We start from the raw sequence: 21,767 nt of genomic DNA, 5'->3' as shown, positions 1-21,767 counted from the left end.
GTGACCAATCGAGACTTCTTGTTCTGTTAGTTTCGTTAATGTTTTATTGTTGAGCCTTAGCGGCTTAGCCGCCCTGCAGCACTGTGGCAGCAATCAGTTGAAGAGATTGCGGAACTTCTGGAATATTGTTTCCTTTGTGCTGTTGTCGCCCTTGAAGTTGTCGCTGTTTCTGAAACTCTCTATTGCTTTCTTTTCCTCGTGCGATAGAGTCTTAGGAATGTAAACGCTGATTTGTACAATGATGTCGCCGACTCCATAGCCATAGCCGTTGACGGCGGGCAGTCCCTTGCCGCGTAGCCGCAGGGTCTTTCCCGGCTGTGTTCCCGGCTCAATCTTTATCTTTGTCGATTTTCCGTCGAGTGTTGGAATCTCAACAGTGCCACCGAGGACAGCTGTGGGAATATCGAGCAGGAGATTGTAGATGAGATCCTGCTTGTCGCGTATGAAGATGTCGCTGTTCTCGACCTCGATGTAAACTTTTATGTCGCCATTGATGCCGTTGTGCTTACCGGCGTTTCCTTTTCCGGGAACGTTCAGCACCATTCCGTCCTCTACTCCTGCCGGTATGTTTATCTCGACGACCTCATCGCCCTTGACGACACCGTCGCCACCGCACTTGGGGCACTTCTCCTTGACGATTGTTCCCTCACCGCCACAGACGTGGCATGTTGTCTGGGTCTGCATCATTCCGAAGATGCTCTGCTGCGTTCTTATCTCCACGCCGCTGCCATGACAGTTAGGGCACGTCTCAACACCGGCACCGTTCTTGGCACCGGTACCGTGACAGTCGGGGCATGCGACATCCTTACGCACCTTGAATTTCTTCGTTACTCCCGTTGCCACCTCCTGGAGCGTGAGCTTCACTTTCAGCCGGAGGTCGGAGCCGCGGTACTTACGTGTCTGGGCGTGTCCGCTGCCACCGCTGAAGCCACCGAATCCTCCTCGTCCGCCGAATACATCGCCGAACATGGAGAAGATGTCGTCCATGGAGAATCCGCCAGCGCCGAACGGACTGCCGTTGAACCCTCCGCCGGGAGCGTTGAATCCGAACTGGTCGTACTGCTGCCGCTTTTGTGGGTCGTGAAGGACATCGTAGGCCTCGGCAGCCTCCTTGAATTTCTCCTCAGCCTCTTTGTCGCCCGGATTGCGGTCGGGATGATACTTGATGGCTAACTTCCGGTAAGCTTTCTTTATTTCTGCATCGGAGGCGTCCTTGCTGACACCAAGAACTTCGTAATAATCTCTCTTTGCCACGGTCTTTCGTTTCTTGTAATTATTGTCCTACCGCCACTTTGGCATGACGGATAACTTTCTCGTTGAGGGTGTAGCCGGTCTGAACACAGTCGATGACTTTGCCTTTCTTGTCGTCGCTCTGACCAGGGACCATGGCAATAGCCTCCATGTTGTCGGTGTCGAAGTCCTTGTCCTTAGTGTCAATCTTTTTAACACCAAGTCCCTCAAGGGTTTTTATGAATTTCTTGTAGATGAGATCCATGCCCTCTTTTATGGCTTTGGCATCCTCGTTCTTGTCGGCGAGAGCGCGCTCAAGGTCGTCGAGTACCGGCAGAATGGCAGTGATTGTCTTTTCGCCGCCGTTGAGGATAAGCTCAGCCTTCTCCTTGAGAGTACGCTTCTTATAGTTGTCGAACTCGGCCACCTCGCGCAGATAACGGTCCTTAAGGTCGTCAATCTGCTTCTGTAGCTCGGTTTCTTTAGATGTCTTGTCGTCGGAATCCTTCTTCTCAGCGTCCTTCGCCGACTCTTCTTTCTTGGGCTCCTCCTTGCCGGCCTTAGCCTCCGAAGTGTTATCAGTGCCCTGAGCGTTAGCCGAATCCTTGTCGGCTACGTTCTGCTCTTGTTTCTTCTTTTCGTTATCTATTTCGTTCTCTTTGCTCATAATGTAGTTTTTTGTTTTAAATAGGGCTTAGCAAAAAACATGCCAAATCCTTATTTATACATCTGCTCCTTCTGTTCTTTGATGGCATCGTCGTGGATGTATTCATCGTAGGTCATGAGTTTGTCGATGGTTCCCGACGGTGTGAGCTCGATGATTCTGTTGGCCACGGTCTCGATGAACTCGTGGTCGTGAGAGCTGAAGAGGACGTTGCCCTTGAACGATGTGAGGTTGTTGTTGAAGGCCTGGATCGATTCCAAGTCGAGGTGGTTCGTAGGTGTGTCGAGGATGAGACAGTTGGCATTCTGCAGCTGCATACGTGCAATCATGAGTCGCATCTTCTCACCTCCCGACAGTACACGTACATTCTTCTCAACCTCTTCCTGACGGAACAGCATTCGGCCGAGGAACCCTTTCATTGTCACCTCGTTACCAGTGCCATACTGCGAAAGCCAGTCGACGAGATTCTTGTCGCAGTCGAAGAATTTAGTGTTGTCGAGCGGCAGATAAGCCGTAGTGATGGTCACACCCCATTTATATTCGCCGGCGTCAGCCTTGCGGTTGCCGTTGATAATCTCGAAGAGGGCTGTCATGGCCTTTGGATTGTGGGAGAGGAATACAATCTTCTGTCCTTTCTCAACATTGAAATTGACGTGGTCGAACAGTACTGTTCCATCCTCCTCAACAGCTTTGAGGTCCTTGACTTCGAGAATTTGGTTTCCCGGTTCGCGCTCCATCTGGAAGATGATGCCCGGGTATTTGCGGCTCGACGGCCGTATTTCCTCGACGTTGAGCTTCTCGAGCATTTTCTTTCGGCTTGTTGTCTGCTTGCTCTTTGCCACATTGGCAGAGAATCGGCGGATGAACTCCTCGAGCTGCTTGCGCTTTTCCTCGGCTTTCATGCGCTGGTTCTGAGCCTGGCGCAGGGCGAGCTGCGAGCTCTCGTACCAGAAAGAGTAGTTTCCGGCGAAGACAGTGATCTTACCGAAGTCGATATCTATAGTCTGCGTCGATACTGCGTCGAGGAAGTGACGGTCGTGGCTGACGACGAGCACCGTCTGATGCTCATCGATTTCGCCGAGGTAATCCTCGAGCCATTCTACCGTGTCGAGGTCGAGGTCGTTGGTAGGCTCATCGAGCAGCAGGTTGTCGGGTTTGCCGAAGAGGGCCTTTGCCAGCATGATGCGCACCTTCTCGTTGTTCGATAGGTCGGCCATCTGCTTCTGGTGCAGTTCCTCCGGTATTCCGAGGTGCTGCAGCAGCTGGGCAGCGTCGCTCTCAGCCTCCCATCCGTTCATCTCGGCGAATTTCTCCTCGAGCTCAGCGGCGCGGTTGCCGTCTTCCTCGGTCATCTCCGCCTTAGAGTATAGTTGCTCGCGCTCTTTCATGTTGTTCCACAGCGGTTCGTGGCCCATGAGAACGGTGTCGAGGACTTTGAAACTGTCATATTTGAAGTGGTCCTGTTCCAAGACGGACAGACGCTCGCCCGGTCCCATCTCCACCGAGCCTTTGTTGGGTTCCAGTTCACCGTCGATGACACGCAGCAGCGTTGATTTTCCGGCGCCGTTGGCACCGATAACGCCATAGATATTGCCGCGGGTGAACTTAATGTTTACGTCTTTGTAAAGAACTCGTTTGCCGAATTGGACAGCGATGTTGGTGAGAGTTATCATAATTCTATTAAATAGCTGTATATATAAATCGTAAATAGCTGTATATATAAATCGGTTGCAAAGGTACAACTTTTATCTGAAAAACAGCCCGTTTCCATTTCTTTTTCGTACCTTTGCCCCCTATATGAGACATACTAATCCATATCAGAGGGATAATTTCGCGCATTACACCGTCAAGGGCGACTCCGGGCTCCTTGACTGGCTGTTGGCCAATGTTGGTGAGAGTAAGACGAAGGTGAAGGCAACGCTCAAGAATATGGGCGTGAAGGTTAACGGCAAGTTCCGCACTCAGTTCGACTATCCGCTTCATGCGGGCGACAAGGTGAGTGTGAGCAAGTCGAAGAAGAACAATACCTTCCACAGCAAGTACCTCAAACTCGTCTATGAGGACTCCTATATTGTGGTCGTAGAGAAGAACATCGGAATCCTCAGTATGGCCGCCGGCCACAGCTCGCTGAACGTCAAGACGGTGCTCGACGACTACTTCCGCCGTACGCGGCAGAAGTGCACGGCTCATGTTGTGCACCGCCTCGACCGCGACACGAGTGGGTTGATGATTTACGCCAAGGACATACAAACCGAGCAAATTCTTGAGCACGACTGGCACCACATTGTCTTCGACCGCCGCTACGTGGCCGTGCTGAGCGGTGAGATGGAGAACGACGAGGGTACGATAGCCAACTGGCTGAAGGACAACAAGGCTTATGTCACTTACAGCTCTCCTATAGACAACGGCGGCAAATACGCTGTCACTCACTATCATGTGCTCGACCGAACAGCCACCCACTCGCTTGTGGAGTTCCGGCTTGAGACGGGACGGAAGAATCAGATACGTGTCCATGCTGCCGACATGGGGCATCCGGTGTGCGGCGACGTAAAATACGGCAACGGCGACAACCCCATCGGACGGTTGTGTCTCCATGCTTACATTCTGTCGTTCTACCACCCGGTGAGCCATAAGCCAATGGAATTCTCGACGATGATTCCTCACGACTTTCAAAAACTCTTCAAATAACCATTCCTTATGGAGGATCTGAAATACTATCTCGCTGTCGTTATCGTTGCCGTCGTAGGCTTTCTCGTCATCAAGAAAGTCTCCGGCTGCATTTGGAACATGATTGTCGGCTTCGTCGTCGCCGCGGTGTTGTGGTGGGCTCTGACTGAGATTGGCATCCTCTGAGGTGCGTTGCAGCTACTGCAAGAGTCTTTAGGTGGCATGCTTTCAGGATGCTGTCGTAATTCCATGAGCTTATACGAAGTGTAAATTTATTTCAAATAACATCAATAAATAAACCATCTGTGTTACTCGTTGATACACAATGGCTTACGAATATGGGCCAAATTGCATTGCAAAACGGTCCGTTTTAGAACGCAAAACGGTCCATTTCACGAGCTGAAATGGACCGTTTCGCAAGCCGAAATGGCATGTATTGGAAAGTTGTAAATATTTTTCGCTCTACTCGGATTGCCAAATGCGGTGGGCGGTTGCAATGGTATTGGCTTTGGTTGAGCTTGCGAAACTATTCTCCGGTGGCTAATATTCAGTCTTGTCCACCTTCTGTTGCCAGAGTTGGAAAGCCTTGATGGCCTCGTCGCGGAGAAGAATCTCGGATGGCTTCTGGCGGCGGTACACCGGGAGGGCTATCTCCTTGTAGATGAAGTCGTCGTCGAAGTCGATGGCAGCGGCATCCTCCCGGTTGTTGGCAAAGTAAATCTTGTCGAGGTGAGCCCAGTAGATTGCTCCGAGACACATCGGACACGGTTCACAGGATGTGTAGATGACGCATCCCGTGAGGTCGAAGGTGCCGAGCTTTTTGCAGGCTTTCCTTATGGTGTTCACCTCGGCGTGCGCCGTAGGGTCGTTGTCGATGGTCACACTGTTGCTGCCCTCGGCAATCACTTCTCCATCGCGCGCTATAACGGCTCCGAAGGGTCCGCCACCGCTTTTCACGCTGTCGATGGACAGGGCTATTGCCCTCCGCATGAGTTCTTTATCTGTCATATCTTGTTTTCTTCGTCAGTATTGTTTGTAAGTGATTTGAATATTCGCTTGAATGTGGCCTGCAACTCGTCTTTGTTGTCAATCATGTTCTGAATTGTCCGCAGGCGCTTGGCATTGGGACTGTTAGGTATCCACAGTCTTATATAGCCGTTGATGGAGTATTTCTCCTCCATGTGGCTGATGAACCTCTGCCATTGTTCTTCCTCGTTCTTCTCGGGATAGTTCTCCAGTCCGTATTGTATGGCCCTTGTGAATACCGTTTCGGGGTCGAGGTCGCGGTCGGCCTCGGCAACGATTTTCCCGTAGATGCTCCGCGGTTGTCGCGACGATGATGCTCTGTGGTCCTCAACAGCTTCCTTCATTATCTTTATCTGCTCGGCCGAGAACCACTTGCGCAGTCGGGCGTCGGCCTGAAGAATCTTTCCGCTTGTGATGTGGTGAATGGCCCGTGGACCCTCCATTCCTAAGTCGTGATAGGCTGCAATGACATAGACCATGTTCACGTCGGCACCCGTGAGGGGTACCAGCTCCAGCGAGTTGCGTATCACGTGCTGGACGTGCAGAAGGCCGTGGCTGCGGCCGAAGGCGTTGTATCGTGGGAGAATGTCTCTTTCGATGAACGACATTATCTCCAAATTGGGTTTCTGTTGCATATCTCCGACAATTGTCAAGGTTCGTAAATGAGGATTATCTGAACCGCAGTCATGATGCCGAACAAGAACATGTCGCGTGCTGTCATGCCGAGCACCATGTTGAGGGCCTTACCTTTCTTGATGGCAATGAGTTTCCTGGTCGTCTTGGAGTGGGGGATAAAGTAGAGGCTGGCCAGCGCAAGGAAGATAACAACCTCTAATATCGTAAGTTGCATGGCTGTGGCCAGACACAGGAAGACGATAATCTCGGCCACTGTGGGCAGGTAGAGATAAAGTTTCTCGGTGTTCCGGATGCCTATCCTTACGACTAATGTCATCTTTCCGTCTCGTTTGTCGTTGTCGCGGTCGCGGTAGTTGTTTACAAGGAGCAGGGTGTCGATGACGAGTCCGCAGGCTATTCCGCACCCGAGAATGGTGGGATTGAACTGCTGTAACTCTTCCGGTACGCACACCCACCACGTGAAGTAAACGGGCACTATGCCGAAGAATATCAGCACAAGCAGGTCGCCAAGTCCTTTATAGGAGAAAAAGGTGGTGTAGAGAAAGGCGAAAAGTACGCATAAAGCTCCTACGATAACCATCTCCCATCCACCGTAGAAAATCAGCGGCAGTCCGAAACAGCACGCTGCCAAGCTCACGACGACGAGGCCTCTTCTCATCACCGGCAGCGTTATCCACCCTTCGGCGCAGGCCCTTTTCGGTCCGAGGCGTGTGGAGGTGTCGTCGTTGCCGTGGATGCAGTCGAAGTAGTCGTTGATGAGATTCGAGTCGATCTGCATCGAAAATGCGAAGATGAAACAGAGTATCGCCGGCAGAATCAGTGAACTGTTCCATTGTGCTGTCTTGATGGCCAGTGCTACACCAATCATCACTGGAACGGAAGCTCCCGTCAGGGTCTTTGGTCGTGCGGCGAGAATCCAGGCCTCTGTAGAGTTTGTTCTTATATTATCGTTTTCTGATATCATATTTTTTAATTGAAGAAATTCCAGCTCAGTCCGAACCGTAGAATCCGTCCGTTGAGAGGGTAGTGGGGTGTGAAGAAGTAGTCGCCGTCGGTGGCATTGACGTGCGAGAACATTATGAAGAAGCGTGTGTGCTGAAGCAGGAAGTTGGCATAGACGTTCATCACGGGGTAGTTGCCCACTTTCACCTTCACTGCACTGTTCTCCTGCACGGCGTACTGTCCCATGTAGGGGCTGTATTCGGGGGAATAGTACTTCGTGAAGTATCTCATGTCGACACCGAAATCGCATTTCAGCACTCTCGCTATCTTGAACCGCAAATACAGATTGCTGTAGATGTTCAGCGTTGGCAGCGGAAGCACATCGTCGTTGCTCGACTTTTGATATGTCAGCTCGTTGTCCCAGTGTAGCAGATTCCAGAATTCAAGTTTCTGCCGCAGTTGAGCCGTGAGGACACTGATGGCTCCGCTATGCTGTCGCATGGCCACGGTGTAACCTTGAGGGGTGTAGTCGTCGCCGTTCTTCAGCAGATTGTACTGATGCGCGAGATAGATGTAATTCTTTATGTTGTCGTATCCTATCTTCAGGAATGTGCCATATTTTTTCATCGCCAACACACCCTCAAACCGCGTCCACAGCTGATTGTCGAAGTCGTGGTCCCACCACGCGTGGCGCGAATGCCATGTGTTGTCGTAGAATCTTGGAACATCGTGGTGAACGAAGGCGTTGGCCTGCACCTGCATGGTGTCGTTGAGGAACGGCAGATTGATGTCGGCGTTGCCGTCAACGTGGAATTGTCCGATGTCGTCCTTGTCAATCCAGAACTCGCCACTGACGTTATAGTGCAGCATCCGACCCTGCGTCTTCAGTAGCTGGCCTCCTATGGAGAGCTTGTTCCGGTTGTAGCTCTTGAAGTATGGGCGCGAGTCGTCGCCAATCTCCGGCAGCGTGAAATGCTGGAGCTCGTAGTTGGCGAATGCCTTCAGTCCTGCTTTTGCCCATTTGTTGAACCCCTCGAGCAACGCTATTCCTACGGTGTTGCGCAGTCGCCAGCTTGAGGTTTTATCGTAGATGGAATCGCCGGTGAACTTGTCAGGGGCGTAGTAGTCAGACAGATAGAATGAATCGGGGGTCTCATAGGCCTCGTAAATCCTGCGGTAGTGGTTCAACTGCAGGGTGTGGATGAAGCTCGTGACGGGAACGTATTCGTCTTTCATCCACACAGTGTCCTTTTCGATGCCTTTCTTTCCGGTACCGGGACGCGCCATGGCCTCCTTCTTCCTCTGTTCCTCTTTATATTCCTGCTCGTCGAAATCTTCGCCTTTTTCTTCAGCTTTCTTACGGGCTAAGATTATGTCGTTTTGCCTTTTTTGCTCTGCTATGCTCTTCAAAGCGAATTTGCGGGCTTCAATCTCGTCCTTTGTCATTGGCACCTTGCGGTTGAATCCTACGCTGTAGCGGTGGTTGAAGAATACGCTTTGGTTGTCGTTGCGGTTCCAGTTGCGCTCGAAAACGGTTGGAATCTCGTCCTTGGAGAAGCTCTCGTTGAATCTCTCCGGATGCGAGATATATGCATCGTTGGTTATTCCGCCGTTCTCGGCCACCTTCTGGTGGTTCGTCGATAGCAGCAGATGGGCCTGATAACGGTCGCCGAGGTAGCTCGCCCACATTGAATAGTTGAAGTGGCTTGTGCTCTGGCTCGTATAGTATCCACGGCCGTAGATGTAGTCGAACTTGAACCCGAAGCCCCATCTTTTTCCCGCGTTGACGGCGAAAAACGCTTTCAGATGGTCTTCGCCATTGGTGCGGTCGCCGGCTGTGTTGTACGATAGGATGGTTATTGGCGAGTATGTTGAGGTAAAATGGAATTTATCGGGCTGTACGATGAAGAAGTCGTAAGGGTCGAGAAAGGCAAATTCTGACCTTCCCTCGCGCTCGTCGAGGATACGGTTGATGCGTGGCGACCCCACATTGCCGAGGGTGTTGTACTCTCCATGCAATCCGGTGGTGAAGATGCTGTTCATGAACATGTACGACAATGTGTCGGGAACGGCAGCCCTGCGGTCGCCGAACCGGTTGTCGACAGTCCACACTTTCAGTCCGCGTGGTATGTCCTTGTGCTGACTTTGAATAGAGTCGGAACGCCCAAAGTTGCGGTTCCGCTGGTATCCGTTTGCCGAAAACTCACTTCCGTCGGTAAACTGACCGTTGTCAGTATTGTTGTTTATTTGTGCGCGTAAGCCGACAACGGATGCCGCCATGCACATTATGAGAAGAAAGAGTCTCTTCATTTACTGTGTGAAAAATCGTTTGGAATGTTTTATCCGAGGAATCTGAACCTTTTTCCCGAAGGATCTGAACCTGTTATCTGAAGGAGTTAATCCTTTGGTATGAAAAATCAGAATCCTTAGTCCGAATGGGCAGAACCTTTTATCCGAAGAATCTGAATCCGCATTCCGCTATTTTGAATACCATCGAAGCTAAGATAACGATGGTTCCTGTAACGGTGTTGCCGGTGAGAAATATTATTACTCCCACTACAGCACCAATCATAAATATCAAGTTAAGTATCTGCCTGACCATCAAAAACTGATCCTTGTTTGGGTCCAGTTCTCTGCGGCGGCGATGCATTGTTGGCTCCTGCTGTTCCATAAAAAGGCTTTATTTATTTGTTGCAGCCCCCTGTTGATATTCTTTTCTGGGTTTCTTTGCGAATCACTTCTGGAGAAACTCTTCGAGGGTCTGGAAGATTTCGTTCTTGCGGTCGATGGTTTTCTTTCTGAATTTTCCGCTGATGGGGTATAGCCGTGTGTGCTTTTTGTTGACTGAGTTCTTGTCGGTTATCCAGTCTTCGGCAGTATATATGTCGGTTTTTCCCTGCACATCGTATTTATATCTCACCCTGCTCATACTTATTTCAACCTTACCGTTGCTGCACGTAGCGTTGAGAACGTAGTAGAATTCGGTCCGGTCGAGCGATAGGGCACTGTTCTTAAAGACCAGCCATTCGTGCACTGTGGCTGTGAGGTTGTGCTTTGCTGGGTTCTTTATTGCCACCTGACTGCCTTCGAGTTGGAGCTCGTCGGATGTGAGTTTCGTAAGATACTCATTTGTAAGCCGGTACAGCTCGTCGGCACTTTTCCCCGGTGCGCTGATGACATCTGTCCACTCCACTTTGCCGTTAACCTCCGGAACGGCATCTTTAGCAAGATAAATGGACATGTCGGTTTCATTATCGTCGTCATCGCCGGTGGGGGCAAGACGGGTGCGAATCTTCTCTTTTTTCTTTGAAGCAGCGGGCTTCTGCACCTCAGTAGTGCTCTCGGGCTCGTCCTGTTTGGCGACGACTGCGTCCTGTTTGTTCGCGGGGGCATCCTGCTGGCCCACAGTCTTGTTCCGTTTTGGCTCTGACGATACTGGAGTGTTGACTGTTGGGGCCGGAGCCGAGGCTGAATTCTCTGCGTTGACTTTTGCCGTTTCCTCCTGCAGACGGGCAGTTTCCTTCTTCATCTCGTCTATTTTCCTGCGTATGGCTTCGGTTTTCGCTTTCGCCTCAGCATCAGCTTTCGCCTTTGCCTCAGCCTCTTGACGCGCTTTAGCTTCTTGTTGGGCTTTTGCAGCGTTGGCTTTAGCAATGTTGAGGGCTTTCTGCGCCTCTTCGAGTTGCTTCTGTGCTTTCTCGAGTTCCTCCTGCGGCGTCAGTGTCGACTGTGCTGCTGCCATCATGGGCAAGGCCATGAAAATAAAGAGAATTATTTTCTTCATATTACTATTGGTCTTTAATATTTGGCAAAAGTAATAAAAGTTACGCAATAATCCTTGCATTAAGGATAATTTAACGCTATCATTCCTCTATCTCGGAGAGGCTGTGGCCGAGTCCGGAGAAGAAGTTGCTGGTGGTTTCTATGGGTGCATAGATGAAGTAACGCATGCTCCGCCGTAGGTTCCTCCGGAGCACTTGTGAGTTGTTTTGGACGAATCCCGACTGTCCTTGACGGAAGTGCCATTCCTCGGCAGTGTCCTTGGCAAGGAAGCTTACGGCTCTGACGGTAATGCTGTAAGCATCTTTGTCGGGTTTGTGGACGAAGGGAATCTCGTCTTGCTCGAATCCGAACATTTCAATGAGGATATTTCCCTGGAGCTCAGCCATACGCGCAAGATGAAGGCTGACGAGCCATTTCTCTATCTTGATGTCGTCAAGTCGGGCTCCCGACTGACTCCTAAGGTATTTGCCTAAGCGTATTATGCCATCAAGACTCATTCCGCGGTTCAACATCGAATCGACGTTGAACACGATGATCTGCAGCAGACCAAGCGATTCTACGGATGTGTCCATGCTGTGTTTCTCCTTGTTGACAATCTTCTTGAACCTGTTGTTAAGCAGTCGGTTGCTCATCGATGCTTCGGGGAGGGTGAGCATTACGTTGCTCGTCGTGGGCTGTGGGTGCTCTGCCATATACTTTTTGGCCCTTTCGATGACATCGTCCGGCGGATTCAGCCCGTCGTCGTGCTGATGCCTGTTGATGCCGCGAGCGAAGACATGCACCACCTTTTGCGCCTCAACCATGTCGTAGAGGCGTCTCCATTTGAATGGCGACATGGGTTCAAGAGACGCATTCTCGTCGAAGGCTCCCGACCTCATGAGTCTGAAGAAGTTCCTTAATATGATATTCTCTTTTTTCATCTTGATGAGCCGTCAGTCCAACTTGTTCCTTAGCTATATCTCCTTGGGTATCTGAAGATTATCGCTGCCACCGACGCTATGCCAATGGCGAATGGATAATATAGATATGGTATGATGTCAATCGGATTTACATTGGACAGTCCTGCGGCCAAAAGAATTTGGACGCTATAGGGCAGAATACCCTGAATGCAGCATGAGAATGTGTCGAGGATGCTTGCTGCTTTGCGGTTGTCGACGCCGAATTTATCGCCAATTTTCTGCGATATCCCTCCAACGGTCAGTATTGCCACCGTGTTGTTGGCCGTGCAGATGTTCACCAGACTCACCAGTGTGGCGATGGCCATCTCGGCTCCGCGCCGTGTGTGGACGCGGGTTGTGAGCCTCTCGATGATATAGTCGATACCGCCGTTACGCTTTATCATCCCGAGCATACCTCCGGCCATCATGGCGATGATAACCATTTCGCCCATACCGATGATTCCTGTGTTCATGTCGATGAACCATCCGTAGAATCCGAAATCACCGGCTATAAGCCCGATTATGCCGCAGAGAATAATGCCGAGCGACAGTACCACCATGACGTTCATTCCGATTATTGCCGTAACGAGCACCACGATGTATGGCAATACCTTTACAATGCTTACATCACCGGTTTGTGCTGGTGCGTGAACATTGGCTCCGAGGAAAGCGTAGATGGCCAAAATTAGCAAAGCCGCCGGCGCTACTATCATCACGTTGACACGGAATTTGTCGCTCATTTTGCAGTGTTGCGTCTGCGTGGCGACCACTGTAGTGTCGGAAATGAAGCTGAGATTATCGCCGAAGTAGGCTCCTCCCACAACGATAGCGGTAATAAGAGCCGTGTTTGCACCCGTCTGCGATGCTATTCCGGCGGCAATCGGCACGAGGGCCACTACCGTTCCCACACTCGTTCCGATGCTTATCGATACGAAACATGCTGCGAGAAACAGCCCCGGCAGGATGAGATTGGCCGGAAGAACGCTCAACGTGAGGTTTACCGTTGCATCGATGCTGCCAATGGCTTTGGCCGATGAGGCGAAAGCTCCGGCAAGCACGTATATCCAAAGCATCAGCAACAAGTCGGAAGCTCCGGCTCCACGGCTGTAGGTGTCGATGCGTTTCTTTAGCGGCATGTCGCCGGATATGGCCACAGCGTAGATGCTTGCAACAAGAAAGGCTACTGTCAGCGGCATTACCGGCACACTTTTCCCGTCTATGGCTACACCCTGTAGCGACATAACAATTATGGCCGCTATCAGAGCCAATAGCAGAAACAGTGGCGACAATGCCCGTAATCCTTTCTTGTTGCTAATCATATTCCTATTTAAATGTTTGGAATACAGCTGATTGCAGTCTAATGGTTAGAGTGTGACTCCGTTCTTGAAGATTGCTATTTCACTGTATCCGTTAATCTCGTTTCTTGCCTTTTCACCGCTGGCCACGGCAATAACCTTATCGATGAAAGCGTTGCGCACACTTACCATGTCCTTGCCGTTGAGCAGTTGTCCGGCGTTAAAATCAATCCAGTTTGGCTTCCGCTCCGCCAGATCGTTGTTCGTTGAAATCTTCATCGTCGGAACGAATGTGCCGAAGGGCGTGCCACGTCCGGTTGTGAACGTGATAATCTGGCATCCTGCGGCAGCCAATGCCGTTGCGGCCACGAGGTCGTTGCCTGGTGCCGAGAGGAGGTTCAGACCGTCGTTCTGGATTCTCTCGCCGTACTCCATTACCCCGCTGACAGGGCCTTTGCCACACTTCTGCGTGCATCCGAGGGCCTTATCCTCGAGTGTGGAGATTCCTCCAGCTTTATTGCCCGGTGACGGATTCTCGCCCACGGGCTCTCCATGACTGAGGAAGTACTCCTTAAAGTTGTTTATCATCGATACCGTCTGGTCGAAGAGCTTCTTTGTCTTGCACCGGTTCATGAGTATTGTCTCAGCACCGAACATCTCAGGTACCTCTGTCAGCACCGATGTTCCACCCTGAGCCACGAGCCAGTCGCTGAGCTCACCGACGAGCGGATTAGCTGTGATACCGCTGAAGCCGTCGCTTCCTCCGCACTTCAGTCCGATGCGCAATTTGCTTACCGGCACATCCTCGCGGCGGTCCTCTTTAGCGAGAGCGTAGAGCTGGCGCAGAATATTCATGCCTTCCTCTAATTCATCGCCTTTAACTTTCTGAGTTATAAGAAGTTTTATGCGGCTCTTATCGTAGTCGCCAAGCAGCTCCATGAATGCTTCCGGCTGGTTGTTCTCACATCCGAGCGACAGCACAAGCACCGCTCCTGCGTTTGGATGCAGACAGATATCGCGGAGCACCTTGCGTGTATTCTCGTGGTCGGCATCGAGTTGTGAGCAACCGTAGTTATGGTGCCAGCAGTGAACAGCGTCGATACCCTCGAGATGAGTCTCCTCTGTGAGACGTTTGGCGAGCTGTTCGCCAATGCCATTGACGCATCCTACGGTAGGCACAATCCATATTTCGTTGCGTGTACCCACCTCGCCGTTCTTTCTAACGTATCCCTTGAACGTTCTGTTCTCTACCGGAATATCGAGTTTAGCGTCCACAGGATGATATTCATAGGATAGCGTTCCCGCGAGATTCGTCTTGAGATTGTTCTCGTTAACCCACTGTCCGGCAGTAAGATTCTCCCGTGCGTGGCCAATAGGGTAGCCGTATTTAATCACGTTCCCGCCTTCGGCAGTGTCCTTGATGAGCACTTTGTGTCCGGCGGGAGTGTCCTGTTTCACTTCAATTTCTTTTCCGTCGACATTGATAGTCTCGCCTTTCTTGAATGGGCGCAGGCAGACTACCACAGAGTCGGCCGGGTTGATTTTGATAAAAGAAGATAGTTCCATGTTCAATTATTGAGTTTGTTTTTGTATTGGTTATTCTGTTAGACGTGCAGCCGCTGATAGAAGTCGATGTTCTCCTTCGACAGCAGTTCGATTGGCATGTAGTTGACCGGCTCCACTTTTTTCTTCAGCACGACAGCCCGGAAAAGCGTGTCGATGCATGAGAATCCCTGCTGGAATGCGTGTTGGGCTATAAGGAACGAGATTGACCCCTCCTTTATGTCGTTGCGGTTCTTGTCGACCACATCGTACCCCATTATCTGAACGTTCCTCCGATTGGTCCTGAGCAGAAAGTCGCCGACGATGTATGCCCTTGACGTTAGGGTTATACAGTGGTGAATGTCGGGGTTGTTGGTGAAGAATTCCTCCAATGTGTCGTCGTAACGTCTTGGGTTTCTGTTTTCTTCGTCATCGCGTTTAAGGTCGAGCTCCACTATTTCCACTGCCGGGAAATGATCTCTCATGTAGTGCCTGAAACCTACCTCACGGTTAGCCTGCTGCTTACTGGCTACGACACCGTTGTTGGTTTGCTTCATCAGCATTATTCTCTTTTCGTCGCGGGCGATGAGCATGAGCATCTTTGCAGCGAAATATCCGCTCTGGAATGAGTCCTGGCCGTAGAACGACAGCGGCTTGAGGTCAGGCATATAAGAGTCGAGGAGAATAAACGGAATATTGAGATCGTGCAGTTTGTCGGTGAAGGCCTTTGTGCATTCCAGTGTCGATGGTACGAGCACTACCCCTGAAGGGCTCTGACTTATGCACTGGTCGGCAACTGTTGTGAACGACTCGTCGCTGAACCGCTCATAGAACAGTATTTTCACGTCGATGGAGAAGTCGCGTCGTTGTTCGTTGGCTTTCATGGCTCCATATTCAATTTCCTCCCAGTAGGCCTCTCGTCCGTGTTTTGGAATGATAACGTAGAAGCTGTACGACTTATTGTAAGCCAGCGCGCTGGCGTAGACGTTGGGCTGATAGTTCATCTCCTTGAGGGCTTTCTCCACCTTCTCCCTTGCCGGTTTCGAGACGTTGGGACGATTGTGGATAACCCTGTCAACGGTTCCAACAGAGACTCCAGCCTTCTCAGCTATGTCTTTAATTCTTATTTTCTCCTTCATTCCTAATTTTTGTTTGTCTTTGTTCTTAAGTAAAATAGTCTTTTGCAGTTTTGGATGCAAAAGTAGTAATAAAAGTTGGATTGTGTGAATGCACAGCCGATATTTTTGTGTGAAACATAAAAAAATTGCTTTTTATTTTTCTGATATAGAAAAAATGGCTAACTTTGCGCATCGGAATGAACAATAATAGCTCAAGAAACGGTACAACCAAAAGCAAAGTACAAATATAAAAGAATAACAAACTAATTTTATCAAACAAACAAAAAATGGCTAAAGTAGTTACATTAGGCGAGATTATGCTCCGCCTTTCTCCGGAAGGAAACGACCGATTCATTCAGACAGACTCTTTCCGTATAATCCCCGGTGGTGGCGAGGCAAACGTTGCAGTGTCACTTGCCAACTATGGTCACGAGGCTTACTTCGTTTCCAAGTTGCCGAGTCACGAGATTGGTCAGATTGCCGTCAACGCTCTTCGTCGTTATGGTGTTAAGACCGACTTTATCGCCCGTGGCGGTGAGCGCGTCGGTCTGTACTACGCTGAGACCGGTGCTGCCATGCGTCCGTCGAAGGTTATCTACGACCGTGCGCACAGTGCCATCGCTGAGGCTGACCCTTCAGACTTCGACTTCGATAAGATTATGGAAGGTGCTTCCTGGTTCCACTGGTCTGGCATCACTCCCGCCATCTCCGACAAGGCCGCAGAGCTCACCCGTCTGGCTTGTGAGGCTGCTAAGCGTCACGGCGTGACAGTGTCTGTCGACCTCAACTTCCGTAAGAAACTGTGGACATCCGAGAAGGCCATCTCCATCATGCGTCCGCTGATGAAGTATGTCGACGTTTGCATCGGCAACGAGGAGGACGCTGCCCTCTGCCTCGGTTTCAAGCCCGACGCTGACGTTGAGCATGGTAACACCGATGCTGCCGGCTACTACAACATCTTCAAGGGAATGATGAAAGAGTTCGACTTCAAGTATGTTGTCTCTACTCTCCGCGAGTCGTACAGTGCTACATACAACGGCTGGAAGGCTCTTATATATAATGGTAAGGACTTCTACGAGAGCAAGCACTACGATATCAACCCGATCATCGACCGTGTCGGTGGTGGTGACTCGTTTGCAGGCGGTCTCATCCATGGTCTGCTCACAATGAAGGATCAGGGCGAGGCTCTCGAGTTCGCTGTTGCAGCATCAGCCCTGAAGCACACTATCCCTGGCGACTTCAACCTCGTCAACGAGGACGAGGTCAAGAGTCTGGCTGCCGGTAACGCATCAGGCCGCGTGCAGCGTTAACCCTTCGGGGTAATGGCCTTTCTGCTGTCGGGATGCTGAAAAATTATTACAGCATTTTCAAAGGTATCAAATCGCCTTCCCAAACCTACCGTTTCGCATTGCGAAATGGACCGTTTGGGAGGCTGAAACGGGCCGTTTGGGAATGCCAAATGATACCTTTAGTAAACCGCCTGAATATCAAGTAGTTGCAAAAGGAGTTTGAATCAGATTGGATTATGAAATATCCTGACAGAGGAAATGGTGTTCAAAACCAATTAACAATAAAGAAATAGAAATATAATATAAGAAATGGCAAGATTCAATAAGATACAGGTTATTTCCGCAATGAAGGAGACCGGTATGGTTCCTGTGTTCTTCAATAGCGACATTGACATTTGCAAGAACGTTATCAAGGCATGTTACGAAGGTGGTGTGCGCGTTTTCGAGTTCACCAACCGTGGTGACTTTGCTCACGAAATCTTCGGTGAGCTCGTCAAGTGGGCTGCAAAGGAGTGCCCGGAGCTGATTCTCGGAGCCGGCACTGTCATCGATGCTCCTACAGCAGCACTGTACATCCAGCTCGGCGCCAACTTCATCGTTGGTCCTAACTTCGTTCCTGAGATTGCTCCGGTGTGCAACCGCCGTCTCGTTCCTTACAGCCCAGGCTGTGGTTCAGTGACAGAGGTGTCGAACGCTCAGTCTCTCGGCTGCGATGTCACAAAGGTGTTCCCGGCAGGTAATGTCGGTGGTCCTTCGTTCGTAAAGAACATCCTCGGGCCGCTGCGCTGGTCGAACATCATGGTCACCGGTGCTGTTTCGCCCGACAAGGAAAACCTCACCGAGTGGATCAAGAGCGGTGTTCTCTGCGTAGGTATGGGTTCTAAGCTCTTCCCGAAGGATGTCATTGCCGCCAAGAACTGGAAGGCAATAACCGACAAGTGCGTTGAGGCTCTTGGATATATCAAGGCAGCACGCGCATAACAGTGCACTCATAGCGAAAGGCTCCATTTGGCTTCTGTGCCTCTGGAGCCTTTTGTTCTTTTCAGCCTGTCAGCCAAAGGACAGTGAGGCGGTTGACAAGTTGAACGACACCTCTTATTACTTTCACTATCGTAACCTCGACTCCGTGTACCACTATGCCGCAAGGGCTGAGGCATTATCGGGCAATTATGACGGCGGACGGGCCGAGGCCCTTAATAATCTTGCTTTCTACTATACGGCAAAGATGAACTACAAGCGGGCGTCTTTGCTGCTCGACTCTGTCTCGCTTGTCACCGACAACCAGATAGAACTGCTCATCGCTGATGTTCAGCTGATGCGCCTATGCCAGCGAAAATCGGAGAATAAAGAGTTTTACGACTATCACGAGAAAGCCGTGAGACGGTTCCAGCGCATCGACGAGGAACTCGGGACCCTCGACGAGCGTCAGCGTCGCCGCTATCTTTACGCCTCATCAGAATTCAGTATTGTCACGTCGACATATTATTATTATGTGGGATTGGAGCGCGAGAGCCAGCAGGCATTGAACAAGATTGATCCATCGGGCGATATTCAGAAGGATACTGCGCAGTTTCTCAGCTACTTATATAATGTGGGAGCTGGCGGAATAATCACCGATGGTACCCAAGCCGAAATCAATCAGAAGGAGTTCGACAACCTCATACAGTGCTACATCATCGCCCATCGTCAGGGATATAAGTTCTGGGAGGCCAACTCGCTGCAGGCTATGAGCGAGCATCTGCAGCCCGCCGACGAGCGAAAAAAGCTCATTGCCGACAACCTTCCGATGATGATGTTTGTCAACATCGATGCCATGCCCGACAGTCTGCTTGCCGGAAACCTCGCCCTCCGCTCAATGGATTTGTTCAACTCCTTCGGCGACGTGTATCAGATAGCCGGTGCCTATCGCACCCTGGCCTCCTGCTACTGGCAGATTCACGACTACAATTCGGCCTTGGCTTGCCTCAACGATGCCTTGGAGAAGAATAAGGCCATATCGCAGGCTCCTGACCTTGTAGCCTCTATCCGTGAGCAGCTGAGTATGGTCTACTCGGCCGTCAACGACAAGCATCAGAGCGATTATAACCGCAATATCTACCTCGACCTTCAGGAACAGACCCGTCAGGACCGCTATTTTGAGTCGCGTGCTGACCAGTTGGCTAAGTCGTCGGCTCAGCTAAACATTATGATTCTTTCTGTTGTGGTGATGATTGTCGTCGTAGTCCTTCTGCTGTTCGCCTTTCACCGTCTGCGGCGCCGATCCGACCAGCGCAATTCTCTGGCCTCGCTCCTCGAGCCTCTTGAACGGTGGCAGAAGCGAAACGATGCATATATGAGTCAGATGGACGACAAATATGAGAACATTAACGAGGAATACTCGCTCAATGTAGTCCATGTCGTCAACAACAAGCGCCGGAATCTCGAGCAGAGGGCCAAGATTTCGCTTGTCAACAGTATTATCCCGTTCATCGACAGGATGATAAACGAGATTCAGCGGCTCTCGACGCGTAGGGAGTCGGACGCTGTCCGGGAGGACCGTTACGGCTATATAGCTGAGCTTACCGATAAGATAACCGAATATAACGCGTTCCTTACCAATTGGATACAGATGCGGCAGGGACAGCTCAACCTTCATATTGAGACTTTTCCGCTACAGTCTCTTTTCGACGTCGTTGCCAAAGGGCGTATGGGATTCCAGTTGAAGGGCATCCGTCTCGATGTTCAGCCGACCCAGCTCAGCGTTAAAGCCGACAGAATACTAACCCTCTTCATGGTTAATACGATAGCCGACAACGCGCGGAAGTTCACGCAGCAGGGAGGAACGGTGACTGTTAGTGCCACTGAAGGTGATAAATTCGTAGAGGTGTCTGTGTCGGATACCGGTAAGGGTATGACGGAGCAGGAGCTCTCCGGCATCTTCGACCATAAAATTTACAACGGTCATGGATTCGGATTGATGAACTGCCGTGGCATCATTGATAAGTATCGGAAGATAAGTCCAATCTTCAGCGTGTGCTGTCTATCGGCTGAGAGTGCTCCCGGCCGTGGCAGCCGTTTCTTCTTCCGTCTGCCAAAGGGTATTGTCAGAGCCGTTATGGCCTTGCTCGTGCTCACAAGTTCTATTGCTTCCATGGCCGACAATAGTTCCGAAGTGCCTCAGCGTCAGCAGGTAAGACAGCATCCTGCGACGGCATCTGCTTATGGTCGCATTGCGCCTCAGACTGCTAAAGCTTCTGTCTCGGCTACGGCAACAGCCAGGTCTCAGACGGCCGACACGCTCGGACTCCTCCGGCGGGCCGCCAACTACGCTGATTCGGCTTACTATAGCAATATCAGTGGCTACTATCGTCAGACTCTTGTCTTTGCCGACAGTTGCCGTCGATGCCTTAACGAGTTCTATCTCGCTCTTCATCCGGGCAGTAGGATTCTGATGTTGCGGAAGGGTGATACGTCAAAGATTCCAGCTGAGGTGAAATGGTTCCACGATAGTGTGCCTACCAACTACAGCATTATTCTCGACGTAAGGAACGAGACAGCTGTGGCAGCCCTGGCTCTCCATGAGTGGTCGCTGTATAGATATAATAATAAGGTGTACACTTTGCTTTTCAAGGAGAATTCGGCCGATACCACTCTCGACAGCTATTGCAGGATGATGCAGCGCTCCGAGACCAATAAGAGTGTGGCTATGGTTCTGCTCGTGCTCCTTCTGTTGTCTATTTTCCCGGCTTATTACTTTATGTACTACCGCCACAGAGTTTACTATCAGTTCTGTTTGGAGCGCGTGCGGCAGATAAACGACATCCTCTTGCGTGATTCCTCACCCGACGAAAAGTTGCGTGAGATTAGGCCGATATCCACCGATCGTTTCCCTGATGAGCTCCGTGGCATCGTCGACAAAATAAAGGTGGCTCTCGCCGAGGCTTCTGAGCGTGACCATGTGAGCAGTACCAATATCGAACTTGCTGATGATGAGCGGCGTAGGGCAGAGTTTGAGGATCAGCGACTGTACATATCGAATAGTGTTCTCGACAATTGTCTGTCGACATTGAAGCACGAAACGATGTACTATCCTTCCCGCATACGCCAACTTGTTGATGGTAAGGATTCTAACTTGCAGTCGATGAGTGAGCTTGCCGAGTATTATAAGGAACTTTATACTATCCTCAGTAGTCAGGCAATGCGACAGGTTGAGAGCGTAAAACTCATCTGTCGGCAGTTCCCGTTGTCGGATGTCCTGCCACGGGAGGAATGTGATGCCGACTGCATATTGCGTGGCGACAAGGATATGATACAGTATCTTTTCGACATTCTCCGTAAGCAGAGTGGTGGAAAACTAAATGTCAGCGTTGCTGAGCGCGACCGGCGCTATGCCGTTTTCAGTATTCTTCTGCCCAATTTACGGCTCAGTCAGGAGGACTGTCTTCAGCTTTTCACACCGGGCAAAGACCATCAGCCGTTCCTCTTGTGCCGTCAGATAGCCCGTGACAACGGAGAGTCGACAAACTGCCGTGGCTGTGGCATCGAGGCTCAGCCTACCTCAGACGGCACTCTTATCGTCGTAACCTTGGCAGCAGCCGGTAGACAACCCGCTGAAATACGGGACGGAAAGAATTTAGAATAAAATGAAACGAAATTAT

The 21,767-nt window shown here is 50.7% G+C and carries 18 protein-coding genes; 5 read left to right on the top strand and 13 right to left on the bottom strand.

Annotation, left to right across the window (positions count from 1 at the left end; all coding sequences use genetic code 11):
- Positions 1–93: 93 nt before the first annotated feature.
- The 3 genes from dnaJ to LDN30_RS07320 are packed head-to-tail and all read right to left on the bottom strand — an operon-like array spanning position 94 to position 3,567.
- Complete coding sequence (dnaJ, locus tag LDN30_RS07330; RefSeq protein ID WP_223926089.1) at positions 94–1,254, bottom strand: molecular chaperone DnaJ; 1,161 nt, start codon at positions 1,252–1,254, stop codon at positions 94–96.
- Between the two features lie 19 nt (positions 1,255–1,273).
- Complete coding sequence (locus tag LDN30_RS07325; RefSeq protein ID WP_223929118.1) at positions 1,274–1,897, bottom strand: nucleotide exchange factor GrpE; 624 nt, start codon at positions 1,895–1,897, stop codon at positions 1,274–1,276.
- A gap of 50 nt (positions 1,898–1,947) precedes the next feature.
- Positions 1,948–3,567, bottom strand: coding sequence for an ABC-F family ATP-binding cassette domain-containing protein (locus LDN30_RS07320; protein WP_223926087.1), 1,620 nt, complete (start codon positions 3,565–3,567; stop codon positions 1,948–1,950).
- A gap of 124 nt (positions 3,568–3,691) precedes the next feature.
- On the opposite strand from LDN30_RS07320, the gene LDN30_RS07315 reads away from it, so the two are divergent.
- Both LDN30_RS07315 and LDN30_RS07310 read left to right on the top strand, forming a co-directional pair.
- Entirely contained in the window at positions 3,692–4,582 is an 891-nt protein-coding gene (locus LDN30_RS07315) for an RluA family pseudouridine synthase (RefSeq protein WP_223926086.1), read from the top strand.
- 9 nt (positions 4,583–4,591) lie between these two features.
- Positions 4,592–4,747: a hypothetical protein gene (locus LDN30_RS07310; protein WP_223926085.1), complete on the top strand. Its 156-nt coding sequence runs from the start codon at positions 4,592–4,594 to the stop codon at positions 4,745–4,747.
- 354 nt (positions 4,748–5,101) lie between these two features.
- Here LDN30_RS07310 and LDN30_RS07305 read toward each other — a convergent pair whose 3' ends face one another.
- From LDN30_RS07305 to LDN30_RS07260, 10 genes are all read right to left on the bottom strand, one after another.
- Positions 5,102–5,569: a nucleoside deaminase gene (locus LDN30_RS07305; RefSeq protein ID WP_223929117.1), complete on the bottom strand. Its 468-nt coding sequence runs from the start codon at positions 5,567–5,569 to the stop codon at positions 5,102–5,104.
- Positions 5,566–6,222: an HD domain-containing protein gene (locus LDN30_RS07300; RefSeq protein WP_223929116.1), complete on the bottom strand. Its 657-nt coding sequence runs from the start codon at positions 6,220–6,222 to the stop codon at positions 5,566–5,568. The genes LDN30_RS07305 and LDN30_RS07300 overlap by 4 nt, the downstream gene beginning before the upstream one ends.
- 14 nt (positions 6,223–6,236) lie before the next feature.
- Entirely contained in the window at positions 6,237–7,187 is a 951-nt protein-coding gene (gene menA, locus LDN30_RS07295) for a 1,4-dihydroxy-2-naphthoate octaprenyltransferase (protein WP_223929115.1), read from the bottom strand.
- A gap of 5 nt (positions 7,188–7,192) precedes the next feature.
- Complete coding sequence (locus LDN30_RS07290) at positions 7,193–9,475, bottom strand: putative porin (protein ID WP_223929114.1); 2,283 nt, start codon at positions 9,473–9,475, stop codon at positions 7,193–7,195.
- Between the two features lie 139 nt (positions 9,476–9,614).
- The gene (locus tag LDN30_RS07285) at positions 9,615–9,836 is read right to left on the bottom strand and encodes a hypothetical protein (RefSeq protein ID WP_223926079.1); all 222 of its coding nucleotides are present in this window, start codon (positions 9,834–9,836) and stop codon (positions 9,615–9,617) included.
- 63 nt (positions 9,837–9,899) lie between these two features.
- Entirely contained in the window at positions 9,900–10,949 is a 1,050-nt protein-coding gene (locus tag LDN30_RS07280; protein WP_223929113.1) for a DUF4468 domain-containing protein, read from the bottom strand.
- A gap of 79 nt (positions 10,950–11,028) precedes the next feature.
- Positions 11,029–11,868 (bottom strand): hypothetical protein, encoded by an 840-nt coding sequence (locus tag LDN30_RS07275; RefSeq protein WP_223929112.1) that lies wholly within the window; start codon positions 11,866–11,868, stop codon positions 11,029–11,031.
- A 29-nt stretch (positions 11,869–11,897) separates the two neighbouring features.
- Positions 11,898–13,205 (bottom strand): Na+/H+ antiporter NhaC family protein, encoded by a 1,308-nt coding sequence (locus tag LDN30_RS07270; RefSeq protein ID WP_223929111.1) that lies wholly within the window; start codon positions 13,203–13,205, stop codon positions 11,898–11,900.
- Between the two features lie 45 nt (positions 13,206–13,250).
- On the bottom strand, positions 13,251–14,747 hold the full coding sequence (locus LDN30_RS07265; protein ID WP_223929110.1) for a UxaA family hydrolase: 1,497 nt from the start codon (positions 14,745–14,747) through the stop codon (positions 13,251–13,253).
- Positions 14,748–14,785: 38 nt separating this feature from the next.
- Entirely contained in the window at positions 14,786–15,862 is a 1,077-nt protein-coding gene (locus LDN30_RS07260; protein ID WP_223926074.1) for a LacI family DNA-binding transcriptional regulator, read from the bottom strand.
- 266 nt (positions 15,863–16,128) lie between these two features.
- On the opposite strand from LDN30_RS07260, the gene LDN30_RS07255 reads away from it, so the two are divergent.
- From LDN30_RS07255 to LDN30_RS07245, 3 genes are all read left to right on the top strand, one after another.
- Entirely contained in the window at positions 16,129–17,151 is a 1,023-nt protein-coding gene (locus LDN30_RS07255; RefSeq protein WP_223926073.1) for a sugar kinase, read from the top strand.
- A 288-nt stretch (positions 17,152–17,439) separates the two neighbouring features.
- A complete protein-coding gene (locus LDN30_RS07250) occupies positions 17,440–18,111 on the top strand; it encodes a bifunctional 4-hydroxy-2-oxoglutarate aldolase/2-dehydro-3-deoxy-phosphogluconate aldolase (RefSeq protein ID WP_223926072.1) in 672 nt (223 codons plus the stop codon).
- A 52-nt stretch (positions 18,112–18,163) separates the two neighbouring features.
- Complete coding sequence (locus tag LDN30_RS07245; RefSeq protein ID WP_223929109.1) at positions 18,164–21,751, top strand: sensor histidine kinase; 3,588 nt, start codon at positions 18,164–18,166, stop codon at positions 21,749–21,751.
- Positions 21,752–21,767: the final 16 nt, after the last annotated feature.

Source organism: Prevotella lacticifex (assembly GCF_019973375.1).
In the GTDB taxonomy this organism is placed as follows: Bacteria; Bacteroidota; Bacteroidia; order Bacteroidales; family Bacteroidaceae; genus Prevotella; species Prevotella lacticifex.
The sequence above is the reverse complement of the archived record's forward strand: the minus strand, read 5'-3'. Positions and strand labels throughout refer to the sequence as shown.